Annotated in this window: 21 protein-coding genes; 7 read left to right on the top strand and 14 right to left on the bottom strand. The window is 42.3% G+C overall.

From position 1 onward, the window contains the following. Positions 1–84 precede the first annotated feature (84 nt). Positions 85–363 (top strand): hypothetical protein, encoded by a 279-nt coding sequence (locus E0H80_RS03585; protein WP_067722074.1) that lies wholly within the window; start codon positions 85–87, stop codon positions 361–363. Between the two features lie 53 nt (positions 364–416). Here E0H80_RS03585 and E0H80_RS03580 read toward each other — a convergent pair whose 3' ends face one another. The 4 genes from E0H80_RS03580 to E0H80_RS03565 form a co-directional block, all read right to left on the bottom strand. Then, positions 417–2,135: a cation:proton antiporter gene (locus E0H80_RS03580; protein ID WP_131363221.1), complete on the bottom strand. Its 1,719-nt coding sequence runs from the start codon at positions 2,133–2,135 to the stop codon at positions 417–419. 139 nt (positions 2,136–2,274) lie between these two features. Continuing rightward, complete coding sequence (gene rpmG, locus E0H80_RS03575) at positions 2,275–2,430, bottom strand: 50S ribosomal protein L33 (RefSeq protein ID WP_001205031.1); 156 nt, start codon at positions 2,428–2,430, stop codon at positions 2,275–2,277. A 12-nt stretch (positions 2,431–2,442) separates the two neighbouring features. Beyond that, positions 2,443–2,679, bottom strand: a complete 237-nt coding sequence (rpmB, locus tag E0H80_RS03570) for a 50S ribosomal protein L28 (protein WP_053578814.1) — start codon at positions 2,677–2,679, stop codon at positions 2,443–2,445. Positions 2,680–2,841: 162 nt separating this feature from the next. Continuing rightward, the gene (locus E0H80_RS03565) at positions 2,842–4,290 is read right to left on the bottom strand and encodes a coniferyl aldehyde dehydrogenase (protein ID WP_131363219.1); all 1,449 of its coding nucleotides are present in this window, start codon (positions 4,288–4,290) and stop codon (positions 2,842–2,844) included. Positions 4,291–4,405: 115 nt separating this feature from the next. Between E0H80_RS03565 and E0H80_RS03560 the strand changes: the two genes are divergently transcribed. The 5 genes from E0H80_RS03560 (at position 4,406) to E0H80_RS03540 (ending at position 8,096) form a co-directional block, all read left to right on the top strand. Continuing rightward, the gene (locus tag E0H80_RS03560) at positions 4,406–5,107 is read left to right on the top strand and encodes a TetR/AcrR family transcriptional regulator (RefSeq protein ID WP_067866356.1); all 702 of its coding nucleotides are present in this window, start codon (positions 4,406–4,408) and stop codon (positions 5,105–5,107) included. A gap of 78 nt (positions 5,108–5,185) precedes the next feature. Further along, a complete protein-coding gene (gene purU, locus E0H80_RS03555) occupies positions 5,186–6,052 on the top strand; it encodes a formyltetrahydrofolate deformylase (protein WP_131363217.1) in 867 nt (288 codons plus the stop codon). A gap of 210 nt (positions 6,053–6,262) precedes the next feature. Beyond that, a complete protein-coding gene (locus E0H80_RS03550; RefSeq protein ID WP_131363215.1) occupies positions 6,263–7,048 on the top strand; it encodes a TonB family protein in 786 nt (261 codons plus the stop codon). Positions 7,049–7,068: 20 nt separating this feature from the next. After that, entirely contained in the window at positions 7,069–7,692 is a 624-nt protein-coding gene (locus E0H80_RS03545; RefSeq protein WP_131363213.1) for a MotA/TolQ/ExbB proton channel family protein, read from the top strand. After that, positions 7,692–8,096 (top strand): ExbD/TolR family protein, encoded by a 405-nt coding sequence (locus E0H80_RS03540; RefSeq protein WP_131363211.1) that lies wholly within the window; start codon positions 7,692–7,694, stop codon positions 8,094–8,096. Before E0H80_RS03545 ends, E0H80_RS03540 begins: the two co-directional genes overlap by 1 nt. A gap of 69 nt (positions 8,097–8,165) precedes the next feature. Here E0H80_RS03540 and msrA read toward each other — a convergent pair whose 3' ends face one another. The 5 genes from msrA to thyA all read right to left on the bottom strand — a co-directional run bounded on the left by msrA (position 8,166) and on the right by thyA (position 11,905). Next, positions 8,166–8,690, bottom strand: a complete 525-nt coding sequence (gene msrA / locus E0H80_RS03535; RefSeq protein ID WP_131363209.1) for a peptide-methionine (S)-S-oxide reductase MsrA — start codon at positions 8,688–8,690, stop codon at positions 8,166–8,168. Positions 8,691–8,811: 121 nt separating this feature from the next. Then, positions 8,812–9,273, bottom strand: a complete 462-nt coding sequence (locus E0H80_RS03530; protein WP_131363597.1) for an META domain-containing protein — start codon at positions 9,271–9,273, stop codon at positions 8,812–8,814. A 105-nt stretch (positions 9,274–9,378) separates the two neighbouring features. Next, entirely contained in the window at positions 9,379–10,440 is a 1,062-nt protein-coding gene (locus E0H80_RS03525; protein WP_131363207.1) for a DUF4105 domain-containing protein, read from the bottom strand. 27 nt (positions 10,441–10,467) lie between these two features. After that, positions 10,468–10,980, bottom strand: a complete 513-nt coding sequence (locus tag E0H80_RS03520) for a dihydrofolate reductase (RefSeq protein WP_131363198.1) — start codon at positions 10,978–10,980, stop codon at positions 10,468–10,470. Positions 10,981–11,062: 82 nt separating this feature from the next. Next, positions 11,063–11,905: a thymidylate synthase gene (gene thyA / locus E0H80_RS03515; protein WP_131363196.1), complete on the bottom strand. Its 843-nt coding sequence runs from the start codon at positions 11,903–11,905 to the stop codon at positions 11,063–11,065. A gap of 580 nt (positions 11,906–12,485) precedes the next feature. On the opposite strand from thyA, the gene E0H80_RS03510 reads away from it, so the two are divergent. Continuing rightward, positions 12,486–13,007, top strand: coding sequence for a CHAP domain-containing protein (locus E0H80_RS03510; protein ID WP_131363194.1), 522 nt, complete (start codon positions 12,486–12,488; stop codon positions 13,005–13,007). Positions 13,008–13,107: 100 nt separating this feature from the next. Here the strand turns inward: E0H80_RS03510 and E0H80_RS03505 are convergent, their stop codons facing one another. The 5 genes from E0H80_RS03505 to lptE form a co-directional block, all read right to left on the bottom strand. Then, positions 13,108–14,511 (bottom strand): efflux transporter outer membrane subunit, encoded by a 1,404-nt coding sequence (locus tag E0H80_RS03505; protein WP_131363192.1) that lies wholly within the window; start codon positions 14,509–14,511, stop codon positions 13,108–13,110. A gap of 11 nt (positions 14,512–14,522) precedes the next feature. After that, positions 14,523–16,502, bottom strand: a complete 1,980-nt coding sequence (locus tag E0H80_RS03500) for a MacB family efflux pump subunit (RefSeq protein WP_131363595.1) — start codon at positions 16,500–16,502, stop codon at positions 14,523–14,525. Positions 16,503–16,504: 2 nt separating this feature from the next. Beyond that, positions 16,505–17,851 (bottom strand): MacA family efflux pump subunit, encoded by a 1,347-nt coding sequence (locus E0H80_RS03495; protein WP_131363190.1) that lies wholly within the window; start codon positions 17,849–17,851, stop codon positions 16,505–16,507. Positions 17,852–18,162: 311 nt separating this feature from the next. Next, positions 18,163–19,152, bottom strand: coding sequence for a DNA polymerase III subunit delta (gene holA, locus E0H80_RS03490; RefSeq protein ID WP_131363187.1), 990 nt, complete (start codon positions 19,150–19,152; stop codon positions 18,163–18,165). Between the two features lie 16 nt (positions 19,153–19,168). Continuing rightward, positions 19,169–19,702, bottom strand: a complete 534-nt coding sequence (lptE, locus tag E0H80_RS03485; RefSeq protein ID WP_131363185.1) for an LPS assembly lipoprotein LptE — start codon at positions 19,700–19,702, stop codon at positions 19,169–19,171. Positions 19,703–19,779 lie beyond the last annotated feature (77 nt).

Here is a 19,779-nt window from a genome sequence, read left to right as displayed (position 1 = left end):
AGTTTCTGCTATCGACCTTATATACATAGTCTATGTAATGCAAAGTGCAACTGCCTTTGCCACCATGTTGAACATGGAGGAATTATGTCTATTGAACAATTGAAAGAATTATTTGGTAATCAAGAAGCTATTTTAGAATTGGTTCAACTTGAAGGTGGCGAGTTGGCATTGCGAAATGCAGGCTCTCAAAAAGAACCCTTGGTTAAAATTCAGTTTAATGATGAAGTGAAGTCATTATTGGGTGATCAAATGCCTGAAATTGCACAACATATGGTGCAAGCTGCTTTGTTTGCCATGATGGAAAAACAGGTCAATGAATGGCAGGCAGAGATTGTAGATGATCAACCTAAGTATTTGAGCTGATCTGTTCATAATAAAAAAACGCACTCATGAGTGCGTTTTTTTACGATGCAAGATTAATGCGTCGGTTCTTGTTGATGAGCAATCTGGATTTGATTGAGAATATGATTGGTCATATTCTTCGCCATTTCCTCTTTGGCAAAATAGACTTCGCCAATACCATCACGACGAATTACTTCAGCTTCTTCCTTGCTTTCCGCGCAGACTAAAACTTGAATTTGCGGATTCAGTGTTTTGGCAATATCCACAATTTTATGAATGTCTAAAATATCCATGGGTGACAGAACTAAGAGCCGCGCATGTTGAATATGCGCTTGAATTAATACACTCGGTTCGGTGGCATGACCGGAAACCGCTGCAATCCCTTTTTGTCGCAGTCTTTCTACGATTTCACGGTTTTCTTCGGCAATCACCACCTTAATATTTTGCGCCATTAACTCTTTGGTAATACGACGACCGACTTCACCATGTCCTACCAGCACCACTTGATCACGTAAATACTCTTGGGAGACTTCATCGGGCAGCATGGAAAGAGGATCACCGCTTCGTTCCAGTAAACGCGCCAGATGCGAGCGTTCACGAATCCAGTTTTGCACCGGTTCAACAGCAGAGAATATAAATGAATTTAGGGTAATTGAAATAAGCGCACCCGCCAGAATGAGGTTTTGCCCTTCTATCGAGAGTAAATTGAGTGAGAGGCCCAAAGTCGCCAGAATAAAAGAAAACTCGCCAATTTGTGCAAGACTGGCTCCCACTGTTAACGCAGTATTAATCGGATAACGGAAGAACAGCACCAAAGCCATCGCTGCAATGGTCTTGCCAATCATGATGATGCCAACCACCGCAAGTACATGTAAAGGTTGTTCAATCAAAATGCGGGGGTCAAACAGCATACCAACAGAAACAAAGAATAAAATCGAAAAAATTTCACGTAATGGTAAGGTTTCTTCTTCTGCACGATGACTGAAATCCGATTCTTTGACCACCATCCCGGCAAAGAATGCACCCAATGCCATCGATACACCAAAGATTTTATAAGCACCAAAAGCAATGGATACTGCAGCCGCAACAACGGTCAAGGTAAACAGTTCACGCGAACCCAACCGCGCTACAACCTGCATGATCCAGGGAACCAAGCGTTTCCCGACAATCAACATAAAGGCAATAAAGCCGGTAACTTTAAGCAGAGTCACACCTAAAGTGAGCCAGATGTTTGCATCTGGATCTGTTCCGGCAATGGGTGTACCACCCAGTAAAACTGCCGTCGCTGGGAGTAGAACCAGAACCAAGACCATGACAAGATCTTCAACCAACAGCCAACCCACGGCAATTTTACCGTTGACGGAATTCAGTAGACCACGGTCACTTAAGGCTTTAAGTAAAACCACAGTACTGGCACAGGAAAGGCTTAAGCCAAACACCAGTGCTGAGCCAAAATCCCAGCCCCAGATCATGGAAACGCCTATTCCCAGTAAGGTCGCGACAGCAATTTGTAAAACAGCACCTGGTAAAGCAATTCGACGTACTTGCATCAAATCATTGAGGGAGAAGTGCATCCCAACACCAAACATCAGGAACATTACCCCGAGTTCAGCCAGTTGGTTGGCAAGATGAATATCTGCGACCACACCGGGGGTGTTCGGGCTAATCACGATTCCGGCAACGAGATAGCCGATCAGAGGGGGAAGGCGTATACGAGCTGCAATATAGCCAAAAACAAGCGCCAGTCCAAAGCCAACGGCTAATAATATGATGAGATCTACGTCATGAGGCACTAAAAACTCCTTAAGCCTAGTTAAGGGTAAAAATACAAAAGCACAAAGAATGCCAAAAAAGTAGCTAAAGTGTAGCAAGTGGGATAAAAAAAATGCAAAAAAAAACGACCCAGAAGGTCGTTTTTTTAAGAAGGCAAAATTATTTAATTTTAGCTTCTTTAAAAATTACGTGTTGACGGATTTTTGGATCAAATTTTTTGATTTCCATTTTTTCCGGCATAGTACGTTTGTTCTTAGTGGTAGTATAGAAATAACCTGTACCAGCTGAAGAAACTAGACGAATTTTATCACGCATGGTTCGAACTCCTTAGATCTTTTGACCTTGAGCACGAAGGTCAGCAACAACCTTTTCAATACCCAATTTGTCGATAATACGCATACCTTTAGTGGTTAAACGAAGACGTACGAAACGTTTTTCGGTTTCTAACCAGAAACGGTGGTGATGCAGGTTCGGCTCGAACCGGCGTTTGGTTTTGTTATTGGCGTGCGAGACGTTGTTGCCAACGACTGGACGCTTGCCGGTAACTTGGCAAACCTTAGACATGGTGAACTCCATTGCTAGACAGCACCAATTGTGCGACTAGTCATTAAAAGTAAACGGATGAAATCATTCAAGGGGCGTTTTATATCAAAAATGCGCTTAAAAGACAAGCGAATTTAATAAAAACCCGGCATGAACACGTACAATAGCTCATGCCTTGATCAGTTAGCGAAGAAGGGCCTTCGAAATCAATTTATGAATCGGCTTGTTAAATGGTGGGAGAATGAATTTTAAGCTATAGAGCTTAGGATTCGACATCACCGACCGTTCATGAGACAAACTGAAGAACCCTTCCGGACCATGATATTTGCCCATGCCTGAAGCACCTACGCCACCAAATGGTAAATCGTCTTGTGCAACATGGGTTAATACCGTGTTTTGCCCGAAATGCCCTGAATGAGTATGCTGTGCGACATAGTCAGCACGCGCCTGATCAAAGTCGAAATAGTATAAAGCAAGTGGACGCGGACGGCTATTAATAAAGTCAATAACATCGTCAATTTGATCGTATTCTAAAATTGGCAGGATTGGCCCGAAGATTTCTTCTTTCATAATCCGCATTTCAGTGGTTACACCGGTCAATAAAGTCGGCGCAATTTTTCGAACGGCAGTTAAATCTTCATGTTCAGGATTGATTTCGATGATTTTAGCGCCCTGACTACGCGCATTTTCCAAATAACCTTGCAGACGATTGTACTGTTTGTCATTAATAATTGAGGTGTAATCTTGATTATAGGCAAGATTTGGATACATCTCTTCCACATACGCCCTAAACTGCTCGATGAATTCGACCGTTTTACCTTTAGGCAGGAACATATAGTCAGGTGCCACACAGGTTTGACCTGCATTCCAAAGTTTACCGGCAGCCAGACGTTGAGCAACATCTTGTAAATCAATAGATGGGTGAACCAGAACCGGGGACTTCCCGCCCAACTCTAAAATCACCGGCACCAAGTTTTCTGATGCAGCCGCCATCACGGTTTTACCAACCTCTGTAGAACCAGTGAAAATGATTTTATCAAAGGCTAAATGGCTAAATGCATCAGAAATTGGACCACCACCATTAATGACTGCCACCAATTCGATCGGAAAGGCTTCACTCAAGGCTTTTTCAAGGGCACGGCCAAAATTGCTCGATGCGCTGGAGATCTTAATCATGGCATTGTTGCCGGCAGCAATTGCACAAATCAGTGGACCAACCGACAATAATAAAGGATAGTTCCAGGGAGCAATAATTCCAACCACACCGAGCGGTTGATATTGAACCCAGGCTTTTGCCGGTTGATGAATAATTCCGACATGGCGTTTGGAAGGTTTCATCCAATGGGTCAAATGCTTGCTATAATATTTAATCTGTTCAAGACAGGTGAGTAATTCACCGATTTTGGTTTCGCTAATAGAACGGTTACCATAGTCTTGGTTAATTGCTTCGGCAAATTGATCTTGATATTTAACTAAGATACGCTTTAAACGTGCTAAACGATCAATACGTTCCTTTGCTGTTGGTAAAGGATGGCGTTGATAGGCATGTTTTTGCTGTTCCAGCACATCGTGTAAGTGCGGAATATCGAAAGAATGTGGTGTCATTGAAGTTGTTTTTGTTTGACTATTCATGACCTGCTACCATTAAATAAAAGCGATTAATTTATTTTTTAGAGTAAAAGCTCTAAATAGTCAAGTTACTTTATGTGTTAGCTAGCTAACCTATTGAATGAATGGTTACTTTAGGATGTCTCACGCCAAAACGGTAAAAACCAAAGAACGTATTTTACAGCTCAGCTTACAGTTGTTTAATGAGCGCGGTGAGCGTTCAGTTACAACCAATCATATTGCAGCTGAATTGAATATGAGCCCGGGTAATTTGTATTACCACTTTCGGAATAAAAACGAAATTATCAAAGAGTTGATGGAGCAGTATCAAAAAGAAACTCTGGAAATGCTTGCATTGCCGGATGATCGCTTGCTTGATGCCAATGATAAGATTCGTTATTTTCAAGTACTGAGCAGCCAGCTTTGGGCTTATCGCTTTTTGCATCGTGATGTTTATCATTTGGTTGAAAATAATGATGATTTTCGGAAAATGTATCCACGTTTTGCCGGTCAGGTGATGCAGCAAGGGCAGAAAATTTATAAAGCCTTTGTGAATGCAGGGTTAATGCACATGACGGACTCGGAAATTGAGGCCCTGATTATTAACTTGTGGATTGTGTTGACCAACTGGACCAACTTCTTATATATGTCGGGTCATATTACCGACTCAAATACTTTAGAAGAGAAATGGGTCTGGCAGGCATTACGTCAAATGGTATTCCTAGAAGGGGCATATTTGCGTGGTGAAAGTCGTCAAACCTATGAACACTTGCTTGAAACGCTGGGGCCTTCAGAACTTTTTGAGAGTCTGTCTTCAAGTAAAAATCACGATGCGACCTAGCCTATTTAGAAAGCCTTAAAAAAGCGTTAGAATGCTCGGCTTGTTTTTCAATTTAACTGATTAGTGATATAAACCAACATGAATATGACCACTGCCAACACAGCACGCTTACTGATTACTTGCGAGGATAAAACAGGAATCGTGCAAGCTGTATCGAGCTTTTTGTATCATCAGGGAGCAAATATTACCGCACTTGATCAATACGCAACTCAAGCTCAGGGCGGGCGTTATTTCATGCGTGTTGAGTTTGAATTGGACAACTTGCAAAGCCGTAAAGAAAATTTGACTCAAACTTTTGCGACTAATGTTGCCGAGCGCTATACCATGAATTGGCGTTTGGCTTTGGTGAGCGATGTTAAAAAAGTCGGTATTTTGGTGTCTAAAGTCGATCATGCCTTGCTTGAGTTGTTGTGGCGTCATGCACGTGGTGGTTTACCTTGTGAAATAACCAAAGTAGTGTCCAATCATGAAGATTTACGTGAGTCGGTGGAGAACTTCGGCATTCCATTTGAGGTCGTGCCGGTCAATAAAGAAAACAAACGTGAAGCCTATGCAAAAATTGATGAATTAATGCAAGGTAATGATTTGTTAGTTCTTGCACGTTATATGCAAATTCTAGATGAAGAATTTGTCAAAAAATGGGAAATGAAAGTAATTAATATCCACCACTCATTCTTGCCTGCATTTGTCGGTGCAAACCCTTATAAGCAAGCTTATGAAAAAGGTGTGAAACTGATCGGTGCTACAGCGCATTATGTGACTGCGGATCTTGATCAGGGGCCGATTATTGAGCAAGATGTAGAACGGGTAAATCACGATTTTACAGTCGATCAACTGCGTGAACTTGGACAAGACGTCGAACGAAACGTATTGGCTCGCGCGGTAAGATGGCATCTTGAAGATCGTATTATTGTGGATGGCAACAAAACGGTTGTTTTCCAATAATAATTGTTAAAATAATTCATTCAAAAGGCGTGCTTTAGGCATGCCTTTTTTGTTTTCAATTCAAAAAACTCATCAAAACTTACGATTTAATAGTTGCAAATGAAAACACTTCTCATTTATTATTGCATTGCTTTAATTGTACTAACCGATGAGCTTGATTGCGTAAATCTGTATGGATTTGCAATCGCTTTAATTAGGTAACTGATGTTAATGAGTCACTCTCCCGCTCTAAATATGCCAACTCCCAATCCGATGAAAAAGAAAATTATCACAGCGCTTATAGCCGTTGTCATCGGTCATATGGGCGTATTGTGGGCGGTGGGAGAAATGAAAACCCCAGAACTCAAACCGATTGAAAAACAGCCTTTAAAAGTTCGTTTTGTTAAAATTCAAGAACCGCCAAAACCTTTGCCGCCGAAGCCAAAAGCTGAACCGAAAAAAGAGCAGCCAAAGCCTAAAGAAGTGAAAAAAGTTGAAATTGTAGAAAAACAACTTCCACCACCGCTGAAAAAGGTAGAGAAGGTTCAACAAGTTAAGAAAGCAGACATACCCAAATCTGTAGTAAAACCGGTTGAAGCCCCACCTAAACCGGCTGTCACTACCACGATTTCTGAAACTAAAGTTGTGAAACCGGCACCGGTAACGCCACCCGCTCCGCCAGCGCCAGTAACACCACCGGCACCTGCTGCACCGCCATCGCCAAAAAGTGTATCAATTGGTGGTTCAGGCGTGCAATGGAGTCGTTCGCCAAAACCTTCTTATAATAACAATGATTTACAAGGGCAGACGCGAACTATTGTGGTCCATATTGAAGCGAATGAAAAAGGGGTGATTACCTCAGCGCGTATTTCGCGTTCGAGTGGTGTGCCTGCTTTAGATGACAAAATTTTACGCTCAGTGCGTAGTTCCAAATTCAAACCGTACAAAGAAAATGGCGTAGCTTATCCAATTAGTGCTGACCAACCATTTGAATTGACATTGAATCCACGCGGCTAACATTTTTTAGGAGTTCGAGTATGAACTTTTCAGTTTATTGGCAACACGCCGATGCAGTGAGTAAAACACTGTATTTCGTGTTATTGGCAATGTCGATCACGACATGGACAATCTTCGTTTTACGTTTAATGGGGACTCGCCAACTGAAGCAACAAGCTTATGCTCAACTTTCTCAAGCGTTAAGCAAATTAAAGGCGAAATTGGCCCCGCTCAGTTTTGAACAGCGTAAAGCTGTTACAGAACAAGCGTTATTGCGCCAAATTTCTGCTGAAAAATCGAGTGCGGAAAAAGGTGTAGCAGTTCTCGGTACTATTGCTTCACTTGCACCATTTGTGGGTTTGTTCGGAACAGTTTGGGGCATTTTCCACGCCTTGGTCGCAGTCGGAAAAAGTGGTCAAGCCGGTTTGGCACAAGTTGCGACCCCTGTGGGTGAAGCCTTGATCATGACCGGTTTAGGTTTGGCCGTGGCCATTCCTGCAGTATTGGCTTATAACATTTGTACCCGGGTAAACCGTGGTTTATCGCATGAGTTACAAGACAAGGCGCATAGTCTGTTAATTGATACCATGTTGCAACAAGATAGCGCGGCTCCAGTGACTGAAGCTAAAGCAACCTCTAATCATTTGGTTGGAGGTCAAGCTTAATGGGCTTTCAATTGGGCGAAGACAACGATGTAGGCATGAATGAGATGAATCTCATTCCACTGATCGATATTATGTTGGTATTGATGATCATCTTTTTGGTGACAGCAACCGTCGCTAACCCATCAATTCCATTAACCTTACCAAAAACCACGGCAGATATTATTGATTTGCCTCCTAAAAATGTCACCATCAGTATTAATGCAGATGGAAAAGTTGCCTGGAATGGCAATGTGCTCACGCTTGAGGAGTTACAGACAAAGTTTAATGAAGCAGGTCAGGAACAGCGTCAGCCGACCATTGTGCTGAAAGCAGATAAAGAATCACGTTATGACACTGTTGCACAAGTGATGTCCCGTGCGAGCGAAGCCGGGCTCAGCGATATTGCTTTTGCGACTGATAACTAAGTGAAAATATAAAAAAAGCGACCGAGAGAGTCGCTTTTTTTATGTCTAAAGTTTGCTGAAAAAGTGGCGTTATTCAGATTTAAGCAAATCTTGAAACTTGCTGCGTAATTTCATCAGTTTCGGTGGAATGGAGAAATTACAGTAGCCTTGTGATGGATTTCGGGCAAAGAAATTCTGGTGATATTCTTCAGCCGGGTAGAACTTGGGTGCAGGACTCAGCTCAGTCACAATATTCAGGCCTTCTGCCTTCAAATGATCAATGGCCTGTTGTGCCTGCTGTTGCTGTTCATCATTCAGGTAATAAATCACAGAACGATATTGAGTACCAACGTCATTGCCTTGACGGTTTAACGTGGTTGGATCATGCGTAGTAAAAAACACATCCAACAGCTGAGCAAAGCTAATTTGTGTTTCATCATAATCAATTAAAATGACTTCTGCGTGGTTGGTGTCGCCACGGCAAATGTCGTCATAACTTGGATTGTCGGTGTGGCCACCTGCATAACCACTGACCACTTTTACTACACCTTTCAGCTGTAAAAATATAGCTTCAACACACCAAAAACATCCACCACCAAATAATGCCTGTTGCATGGTTCTATCCTGTATTTGTTTATTGTTTTTAATATAGGGGCTTTTTATGAAGCTACAATGTATTTATTTACACATTTTAAACACTAAAGCCTGAGATTTCAGGCTTTAGTGTTTAAGCTTTTTAACGGGGTTGAACCGGACTGGTAAATTGGATCAGAAGATTGCCATGACGATCAAGCAGCTTGAGGGTTTTGCCAAAGACTTGATAATTTGCCACTTTAGTCAGTGCTTCATTAAATTGTGGCGATACATTGTTGCTATCGAGACATGCCATCTTGGTGCCTGCCATTGGGCCAAGAACCAAGGTATCTCGTCCCGCTTCATAGCTGCTCATAATACGATTACAACCATCTGCACCACTGACACGTTTGCTCGCAGCATCAAATTGCAAGCTTGGAATATTATGTGCACTTGCTGTGGTCTTAATTTCAGTATTGCCAATATGGGTTGCAATCCAGGTACGGTTTTGCAATTGTACTAAATTTGCAGTTTCAATCGTAGTAGATGCGCTTGGGGTGGTTTCACAACCGCTAAAAGCAATCGTTGCACCGATAATGCCAACAGCAAATAATTTTTTTAATATCATATTGGTATTCCCATTCTTGATTTACCTTAGGGTCTATATAAACAAAAAAACAGCCACTTAACTAGTTCTAAATGTATGTTTTATATATTTTTACATTTTAAATTATGGCGATTTTTGTAGTATGGGTTTAGGGATACCTTTGCGAATGAGGGTTGAATATTGAGTGCTGGAAATATTATTTAATCCACTGACCCGTGGGTTGATATAGGCAACTTCATACCACTGTTTTATCGTCAAATCATGCGAAAGGGCATTTAAGTCATACAGATAATTGGGTAAATAGCCTGAAGCAAACAGACGGTAATCGGTGGGCAAATGCCTTTTAGATATCGCTTGCCCCATATCAAAAACCAGCGTGGTGCAGTTACTGGTAAGGCTGTTATACCATTTCGGCTGATTCTTTAATTCATCAGCTTTACGCAGATATTCTTCAAACAAGGCACGTCTTTCTGTTTTTGGCATATTGATCGGAAAGAAATAGACCTGTTCGTGACGGACATTACTGCGGGTATAAATCAGATCCTTTTCATCTGCTGCAATCAGGCTGAGTTCATATTTTCTAAAAAAACCACCATAAGTCGAAAATTCTTCATTTTTTTGTTTGCGAACTTCAATCGAGAAGGTCAATGGCTTGCCATTAGCAAAATCAAAGCTGACCAAGGTATGTGCAATTTGTGGTCCCATCCAGTAAGAGGTAATGATATTTACACCGGTAATCTGATTTAAATCAAACTTGCGGGACTCCCAACGTTCATCATAACTTCCATCTGCATGCCAATTAAAATTACGCACATTGTGCAAGGTGATCTGGTCTCCATTTTTTTCATATGACAGCACTTGGGCTACTTCTGGATTCCATTCACGATCTTGTTTGGCTTCCAGGTTGAAATACCAAAATAAGCCCAGTAGAAAAACCAGAATATAAATCAGGACATCCGTATGGCGGTTAAAGAAATGCTGGGTGATGTAAATGCCGAGAATGCTTAAAGCAAACACAATCCAGATACCAATCAGTACGCGGGTCAATAACCAGCCAAAAGGTTCCTGAAACCACAAGGCAAGACACAGCCAAATAGAGGACAAAATAACGAACAGACTGAACATGGAGTGGAGTAAAGTCATGCCTAGCGCAGCGAAAAATTCCCTTTTACCAATATTATGCATATTTGACTTTATCAGTAATTATTGTCTTTATTTTCGGTAAGTTGCGAACTCAAAAGCAATCCCAGTTTTGTCGTCAATATGTTGTTCAGAGGCAACCTTTTTAAATCCGGCTGGAATTTCTGGATAAGAGGCATCACCTTGAACATCAAGCTCTACATGGGTCAATTCTAAACGGTCGGCAATATTCATAGTCTGGTTAAAGATTTCACCACCACCAATTACAAAGATCGCATCTGGTTTTTCTGAAGCTTGTACATCAGTAACAGCTTGAGCCAAAGCATCTTCAATAGAATTGGCTACTTTAGTCCCTTCAAATGACCAATCAGTGTCACGGGTAATCACCCAGTTGACACGTTTCGGCAAGGTGCGTCCCATCGACTCTAAAGTCTTGCGTCCCATGACCACAACACCGCCTTGAGTGATTTCTTTAAAGTGCTTGAGGTCAGCAGAGATGTGCCAAGGCAAGTCATTATTTTTACCAATGCAGCGCTGCTGATCCATCGCTACAACATGCACAACTTCTAGATTATGGAAGGTCATAAAATTTTCCCTGGATTTTTTATACTCAGATACGCTTTCCCGTCTTTAGAAAAGGCGGGAATTAAAGGGGGGATTTTAGAAATTAAACCGCAACAGGTGCTTTAATCCCGGGATGGGCTTCATAGCCGACAATTTCGATATCTTCAAATTTGAAATTGAAGATATCTTTAATTTCAGGATTTAATTTAAGCTGGCAAAGTTGCATTGGCTCACGACTGAGTTGCAGTTTGGCTTGTTCAAAATGGTTGACATATAAATGGGTATCACCACCCGTCCAGACAAAATCCCCTACATCCAGATCGCAGACTTGCGCAATCATATGCGTGAGTAGGGCATAGCTGGCGATGTTAAACGGCACGCCCAAAAATACATCGGCACTGCGTTGATACAACTGACAAGACAGTTTGCCGTTTTGGACAAAAAACTGGAACAAGGTGTGGCAAGGTGGAAGGGCAACATTTCCCGCTTCATTCGGGTTCCAACCAGATACGATTAAACGGCGTGAGTTTGGATTGGTTTTAATTTCATAAATCAACCATTGAATCTGGTCAAAACCATCTTGCTCATATAAACCATTTTCTTTTTTGCTTGCACCAAAGTTACGCCACTGGTGACCATAGACTGGACCCAGTTCACCTTCAGGACGACCAAAACGTGCAGTTTGTTCTGCAGTAGCCCATTCATCCCAAATTGAAACTTTGTTGTCCTGTAGATATTTGACGTTGGTATCACCTTTTAAAAACCATAAAAGTTCAATCACGATGGAGCGAAAATGAACTTTTTTGGTGGTCAATAAAGGGAAACCTGTGGAAAGATCAAAGCGCATTTGATGACCGAACACTGAACGCGTCCCTGTACCGGTACGGTCGCCCTTGTCGCCACCGTTGTCGAGGATGTGTTGTAAAAGGTCTAAATACTGACGCATGTCTCTCTCATAATATTGTGAATTTCTTGTGGCACATATTAGCCTTTTTTTTACAGTGATGAAACCACAGCTTACTCAGTATAAAGAAACGGGATTAACCTGAATTTTATATTTAAACACATGAAAATTAAATAAATTTTAATGATTAGGGTAGCTGTTGAACCTATATGGGATTTCATGAGATTAATGTTTGCGTTAAAAATTATAAGAGTAAAGAAAATGGTTAATTTTTTTTCTTTCAGTATTTCTGAATTGAATATTGAATAAAGCACATCGAGGATAAATTGCAAAGTATGCAACCTTCTAGATTTTCAATTTCTCAGGTTGTATATCAACAAGTCATGAATAGCGTTTGCAAGGAAATAGGCGTTTGCTGCTTATCTATGCAGCATCGATTGAATTTATGAACTTGATGCAATTATAAAAATTAACAAAAAATAATCACTTAACTTAAGAATAAGAGATTCATTTATATTTAATTACATTTATTACATGAAAAGTCACATATTTCAAGTTACTATCTCCGCCGTCGAAATGAGTGAAAAGCCCGTGGTTTAAGGGTTGGGAGTAGTTGTAAAGAATGGCTTATGATTATAATGTACACATGAATGAGATGTATGCACCTGTTCAGACTAATATCGTAATTCGTTCTCAATCTGGTAAAAATTCTATAAAAAATACAGCATCCAAGTCCGTTCAAAGCAGCCCGAAAAACAACATCATTGCAAGCAATGGACAACGGATTGATATTAATAAATTCACCAATTTTTTGCAGGATATTAGCTCATATCGCAGTTCACAAAAGTGTGCCAAAAGTATCCGGCTTGCTTTGGAGTCAGCAGGGGCAAAATTTCAAAGTCATCCTGTTGCTGCGGCAGACTGGGGCAATACTTTAACGAAAATTGGTTATCGACAAATTAATCCTAAATTCGATTCCCCTAAAGAAGGTGATATTTATATTATCGATCGAACAGGCAAACATGTGTATGGACATATTGCCGGGTTTAATGGCCAGCAATGGGTATCTGACTTTAAGCAAAAAAGTTATGACGTTTATAATGAAAAAGGTCTGACCTATAAATATTACCGTCCGGGCTTTTAAGGTTAAAAAAGCTTAAAACCGCTAATATAAAATTTCATCAGAAATCTTTCTCATAAAAAAAGATGCCCGAGCGGCATCTTTTTTTATTTCACTTTTTAGCTTAAGGCAGTTGCTTAATCGGACTACCCCCTAAAGCTTGCATTAAGGTGACATAAGCATTGTATTGGCTTTGCTTGGTTTGAATTAAAGCCAGTCGTGCATTACGTGTGGTTTCTTGTGCATCTAACAGGTTTTTAAGTGCAATTGCACCGTTGCGGTAACGCACCTCAGTTAAACGCTCGGTTTTCTCGGCCAGTTGCACATTACGCTCTTGCAAAGCCACCTGTTTGTTTAATTCGGTACGCGCCGATAACGCATTTTCCACATCGGCAAAAGCCTGATACAGAGTCTGACGATATTGAATAATCGATTTTTCATAATCCAGATCACTGATCGCCAAATCTTTCTTCATATCGTTATATTGCAAGAATGGCAGGCTAAGACTGGCACCCAAAGTTAAAGCCGGGTTTTGCAATAGATTGGTTAACGATGTGCTGGAAGAGCCTAAATTTCCGGTCAAGTTAATCGAAGGATAGTAACCGGCTTTGGTGGCATCTTTGTTGGCCAAAGCTTTACGCAAACGTAATTCCGAGGCCTGCAAATCTGGACGACGTGACAGCAAGTCTGCCGGCAAGCCTGCTGCAATGCTCGGCAAGGCAATACGCGGTAAACGGGTGGGTTCCTGAATATTGAGTTGCTGTACGGGTTGTTGCATTAATACCGCCAGAGCGGTTCGAGTTTCAACTTTTTGCTGCTCAATCTGGCTTAATGTCGCTCTTTGACTTTGAATCGATTGTTCTGCCTGAGTTAAATCCAGTCCCGACACTGCGCCCGCACGGTATTGCACTCGCACTAGATCATAGGTTTTTTGCGCCGTTGCCAGGTTTTGCTGTACCACATTCAATCGTTCATTCAAATAGGCCAATTGCCAATAAAGCTGTGCTGTCGTTCCAATCAGACTCTGGGCAGTAGCTTGTAAATCCTGTTCGGTCGCCAAAGCTTCCCAACGAGATGCTTCAGTCTGGCGCGCCAGTCTTCCGAATAAATCCAGTTCATAACTCACACCACCACTTACAGACAAGCCACGTGAGGAGTCATCACCTGAATTTAAGTCAATCGTATGCCCAGCCGATACACTGGAGCTGACACGTGGACCTTGTTGATCTTGAGCTAAACCGGCCTGTAAACGTGCTTGCTGCAAATTAATTCCGGCAACTGCCAAATCGGTATTGCTGGCCAAAACTTGCTTGACCAATTGATTCAGCTGCGTATCACCAAATAATGTCCACCATTGGTCGGCATAGACATCAGCATACACTTGCTGGCTCATGGCTGTACTGTTTTGGAAGTTGTTTGGAATGTTGACACTGGGTTGTTGATACGGTGTTTTCACCACCGCAGCACAACCCACCAATGATCCAGTTAAAATAAGACTAGCGATAAGTTTGGTAAAATTCATTTGCATTCTAGGTATCCTTATTCGCGAGAAAGTGCATCAACAGGATTGAGCTGTGCTGCATTACGGGCAGGGATAAAGCCGAAGACAATCCCAATCATGCTGGAACAGACAAAGGCGGCAATAATTGAGGTGGTTGAATAGGCCATCTGGAAAGTACCACCAGCAAAATGCCCAATCAGTTGTCCAATGCCTAAAGAGAGAAGTACCCCCAAGACACCGCCTAAAATACACACCAATACCGCTTCAATCAGAAACTGTTGCAAGATATCACTTTGACGTGCACCCACAGCCATACGTACTCCGATTTCTTGCGTTCGTTCAGTCACCGAAACCAGCATGATGTTCATGACCCCAATACCTCCGACAATCAGTGATATCACCGCAATGGCAGAAACCAGCAAGGTCATGGTTTGCGTGGTTTGCTGAATGGTTTCACGGATACTGTCCGAGTTTTGGGTAAAGACATCTTGCGCACCGTGGCGTTGTACCAACAGGTTCAGGATGGCATTTTCAGCGGCCGCACTTGGGTATTCATCCTTGACCCGCACAATGATGTTACGGACATTGGACTGACCCAACATACGGCTCATGACGGTCGAGTAGGGCAGGTAAACATTTAGACTGTCCGAGTTGCCCATCATCGATTTTTGCGCTTCAATCACGCCCACAATACGACTCGGTAAACTGCCCAACAGAATGACCTGACCGACAGGGTTGGTGCCATCACTAAAGAAGGTATTTTTGGTGTTGTTATCAATGACGACATCTTGGACACGGTCATTCACACCTTCTTTGTCAAAGGGTTGTCCCGATTCCAGGGTCATGCCTTTAACATAGAAGAAGTCTTCACTCACACCATTGACCGTGGTAGACGCTTCAGTATCTTTAAAGCGTGCAGTTACACTGCTGGTAACCGAAGGCGTTACGCCATCAACATACGGCTGTTCAGCCAAAGCATCGGCATCGGCGGGAACCAGAGTTTTGACTTGGGCGGTTTTGGAATTGTCACCAAAGCCACGGCCTTGAGACACCGTAATGGTATTGGTACCCAGACTGCTGATATTTTCCAGGATCTGCTTTTGTGAACCATTGCCGAGCGCCACGACTGACACAACCGATGCAATACCAATAATGATTCCGAGCATGGTCAGAAAGGTACGCATGCGGTGTGCATTCATGGCAAGGATAGCCATCCGGAATGCTTCACCGAGTCGATCGGCAGCAGAGCGCCAAGACGGCGTTTTCTTTTGTGGTGTGCGGTCGAGTTGCTGTTTTTCCAGCACTTCGCCGTCACTCTCCGGTACATTGGCCCGATCCGAAATAATGTTCCCGTCACTAATTTCAATAATGCGCGAGGCATTCTTGGCGACGTTCATATCATGCGTCACGAGAATGATGGTATGACCTTTGGCATTCAGTTCACGTAAAATACGCATCACTTCAATACCACTGTTTTTATCCAATGCACCGGTGGGTTCATCGGCCAGGATCACATCACCACCGTTCATCAGGGCACGTGCAATCGACACACGTTGTTGCTGACCCCCAGAAAGCTGGCTGGGACGGTTTTGGGTTTTTTCAGCTAGACCTAAGTTGGTGAGCAGTTGGGTCGAGCGCTGTTGCCGCGCAGATGCATCCACTCCTGCATAAATTGCCGGAACTTCGACGTTACCTGCAGCAGTTAAATCTCCCAGTAAATGATAGCGCTGGAAAATAAAACCAAAGTATTCACGGCGTAGTTGTGCCAGTTCATCTGCTTCTAATTTGCGGGTTTCACGCCCTTGAACCTGATAGCTGCCTGCAGTGGGTTGATCTAAACATCCGAGAATGTTCATCAAGGTTGACTTACCTGAACCTGATTGGCCGACAATGGCCAACAGTTCTCCAGCATAAATCTCTAAATTAATGCCCTTCAGGATCTGAATGGTATTTTCCCCGGCGGGGAATTCACGAGTCAGATCTGTGACCTTGAGCAAAGGTTGTTGATCTTGACTCATCATTACATTCTCATTGAACCAGCACCACCGCCAGCACGACTATTGCTACGTTTGGCAGCGTCATTTGAAGTATCAGAAGTATCTGCAATCACCACTTTGTCACCTTGTTTCAAGCCTTTAATCACTTGCGCGCTTACGCGGTTATTTAAGCCGATCAAAACAGGCTGTGGTTTTGCAGTGCCATCTGCTTGAACGAAGCGAACCATCGACATCGAGGCTTTGCCTTGTTCAATCAGTGATTTTTCTTCAGCAGTCAGTTCCAGACGTTTTGGGCGTTCAGTTTTAGCTTGATCAGTATCTGCTGGCTTTTGTTGTTTGGCCTTGTCTGCATTACGCTCACCACGTTTGCCTTGCGGGCGGTTTGAAGTTTGTAAGGCAGCAGCAGGGACAATTAAGGCATTTTTTACTTCATTTAGTACAATATAAACTTGCGCAGTCATATCAATACGCAACTTGCCATCTTCATTCGGTACATCAAATAATGCGTTGTAATACACCGCAGTACTTGAAGATGAAGTAGATGAATTATTGGTTTCTGTATTAATTGAATTTGGAGCAGGTTCTACTTGACGTAGTTTTGCATAGTGTTTTTTATCGTTATTCCCCAAAGTGGTGAAATAAACCGTTTGGCCTTTTTCTACTTTCATCACGTCGGCTTCAGAAATTTCAGCTTTAATGGTCATGTAGTCAAGTTTTGCCAATTTAACAATGGTCGGTGCGCTTTGGTTGGCATTTACGGTTTGACCTTCCTCGGTCACAATCGCCACAATGGTGCCGTCCATCGGGGCAATAATTTGGGTATAGCCCAAATCTTCTTTAGTAGTTGCCAGTGTTAAGCGGGATTGTTCAATTTGTGCATTAATTGCCAAGATCTCAGCCTGGGCGGTTTTATAGCTTGCCAATGCAGATTCCAGTTCGGCACGTGAAGTGGCATCTTGGGCATACATTGCCTGTTGACGATGATATTCAGCCTGAACTTTCGCTAGGTTTGCCTGTTTGACGGCCAGTTGCGCTTGTTGATTTTTAATACTCGCTTCAGCAGTTTTAAGATCATTTTCCTGGCGAATTGAATCAATTTGTGCAATCAGTTGACCTTGTTTCACTTGGTCGCCCAGTTTCACATACATTTTTTTAACCTGACCGGAAACCTGTGCACCGACGCTAACCATTTTGGTGGCTTCAAGTACCCCTGTTGCAAGCACAGATTCTTCAAGGTCGCCGCGGCTCACTTCGCTGGTAATATATTGTGGCGGTTGCTCTTTTGGCTTGAAGAAAAACCAAGCTGTGGCTGCAATAGCAAGAATACAGATCACCGCGACAACTATTTTGGACGGTTTTATTTTAGGCATAATGAGCGTATAAATTGAGAAAATTAAAACGGATTATAAAAGCTAAATGAGGATTAAACGTGAATATTTTTGCAGTAAACAGAAATGATAACTATTTTTTACAAAAAAAATCTTTTTTATTCAATAAGTTTTTGAGGTGTTTTGTTGTGGGGTACTAGTTTTTGTGCTTTTGAATAAAGATGAAAAATATATCAAGCAGAGGCAGAGTGATCTTGAATGGTACTTAAAATCAGATAACTCACAGGATAAAAACAAACTGTTCAGCGTGGAGAAAATGATCAGTCTCTGCGAACATGGATGAGCTACCCAGCCTAGCTTGAAAATAAACTTTGACCACATATGCTGGCAATTGCTTGCATGATCAGATGTTCAGGATTTTCTTTTCCCAGACCTTTAATAGATGCATCAATACGCAGTAGCAGCGAAGGCCAAGTTAAAAAGTTATTTGGATTGAGTCGTCTTAAAGCCTGTTGATATTGACTGACTTTGTTTTTCCAAATCCCGAGTTGCAAGGCATTTTGTGGCTGTTCAAACAGTTGCATCAGCAAGCGCATTTCTTTGCTGATACTCCACAAAATCAGGCTCATCGGCTCACCCGAGGCAATTAAATATTGGAAAATCTTAATTGCCTGCGCCAGATTTCCGGCCAGTAGAGCATCAGTTAAATCATAAGTGGTATAGCGTGACTGGTCTTGTAAACATGAATACAAATGCTCAACCTGAATCAGATCGACATCGGCAAAAGTGTCACTGACGCGCATTAAACTGTTTTTTGCCGCAAGCAGGTTGTGTTCATGATGCTGTTCAAGCCATTGCCATGCATCATTGGCGAGTTTAATTCCGAGCTTTTCTGCCTCAATGCCTAAAATTCTTTGCCGGTCTTGTGGGTAATTGGCTGTGAGAGGAACAGTCACACCGTTGGCATCCACCACTTGGAAAAAACTTGATTTTAAGCTGCTACTGTCCTGTTTGGGCATGACCACAAGCAACAGGTTTTGTTCATTGTGCTGAATATAGCTTTTCAGCTGCTTGATGCCATTGGCATCGGGCTTGATATTGCCATGCACTTCAATGGCAAGTTGATTAGAAAAAAGCGATAAGCTATTTAAAGCATTAAAGACCGTTTTCCAGTCGCTGACATTGTTAATGTCATAGCGTTGACGTTCAATTTCCTGGGTATGCCAGCTTTTTCGAAAAGCATCCAGTAAGTTTTGCTCAAGCAATGGCTCTTGACCATACATAATCCAGGCACCGCGAGCTTCATCAACACGTTTTAGTGCTTGTGGATAGTCAAGTTTCATAGCTTAATTTCTATCTTTAAGGTTGTGCTGGGGTAGTAGGTTTTGTTGCGACTTTCGGTAAACGATTGGATGAAATCTGACGCACAATTTGCTGTGCAATATCATCAACAATCACTTGATTGAGATACTTCTGTTCTTGATCATCGGTGTTTACCGTTGCGACATCATACTGATAGCTGCGTGAAGCGGTCAGGGTACGTGGTTCAGTCACAGGATTGCCTTGCGCGTCTTCAATACGGAAAGTCACGGTTAAGCGAAGTAATGTTTCAATTAATTTACCATTGAGTTCATGACGTTGAGGCGTGTAATCGAGTACATGTAACACATAAGCATCTGGATTGTTGCTGAGTTGAATACCGGCTGCACCCAAATAAATGGCAAGTTTTTCGTGTAATTCTTCTGTGTTATTTGGAAGCGCTAAACTCATTTTTGAGTACGCAACAGGGGCCGTGGTTGGATTAGTTCCTTTTAGATGAAAACCACAACCGACTAAGCTGGCACTTAGACCCAAAGTCAATACAACTGCTGCAACACGTTGAACTAAATGCATGCTTATTCCTCTGTTTATCCCAAAGATGGGTAAATGAATTCCTGAGTTGATTGTAAAGTCAAAGCCCGTTGGCTGGC

The sequence above is a fragment of the Acinetobacter sp. ANC 4779 genome (assembly GCF_004331055.1).
Lineage (GTDB): Bacteria > Pseudomonadota > Gammaproteobacteria > Pseudomonadales > Moraxellaceae > Acinetobacter.
The sequence above is the reverse complement of the archived record's forward strand: the minus strand, read 5'-3'. Positions and strand labels throughout refer to the sequence as shown.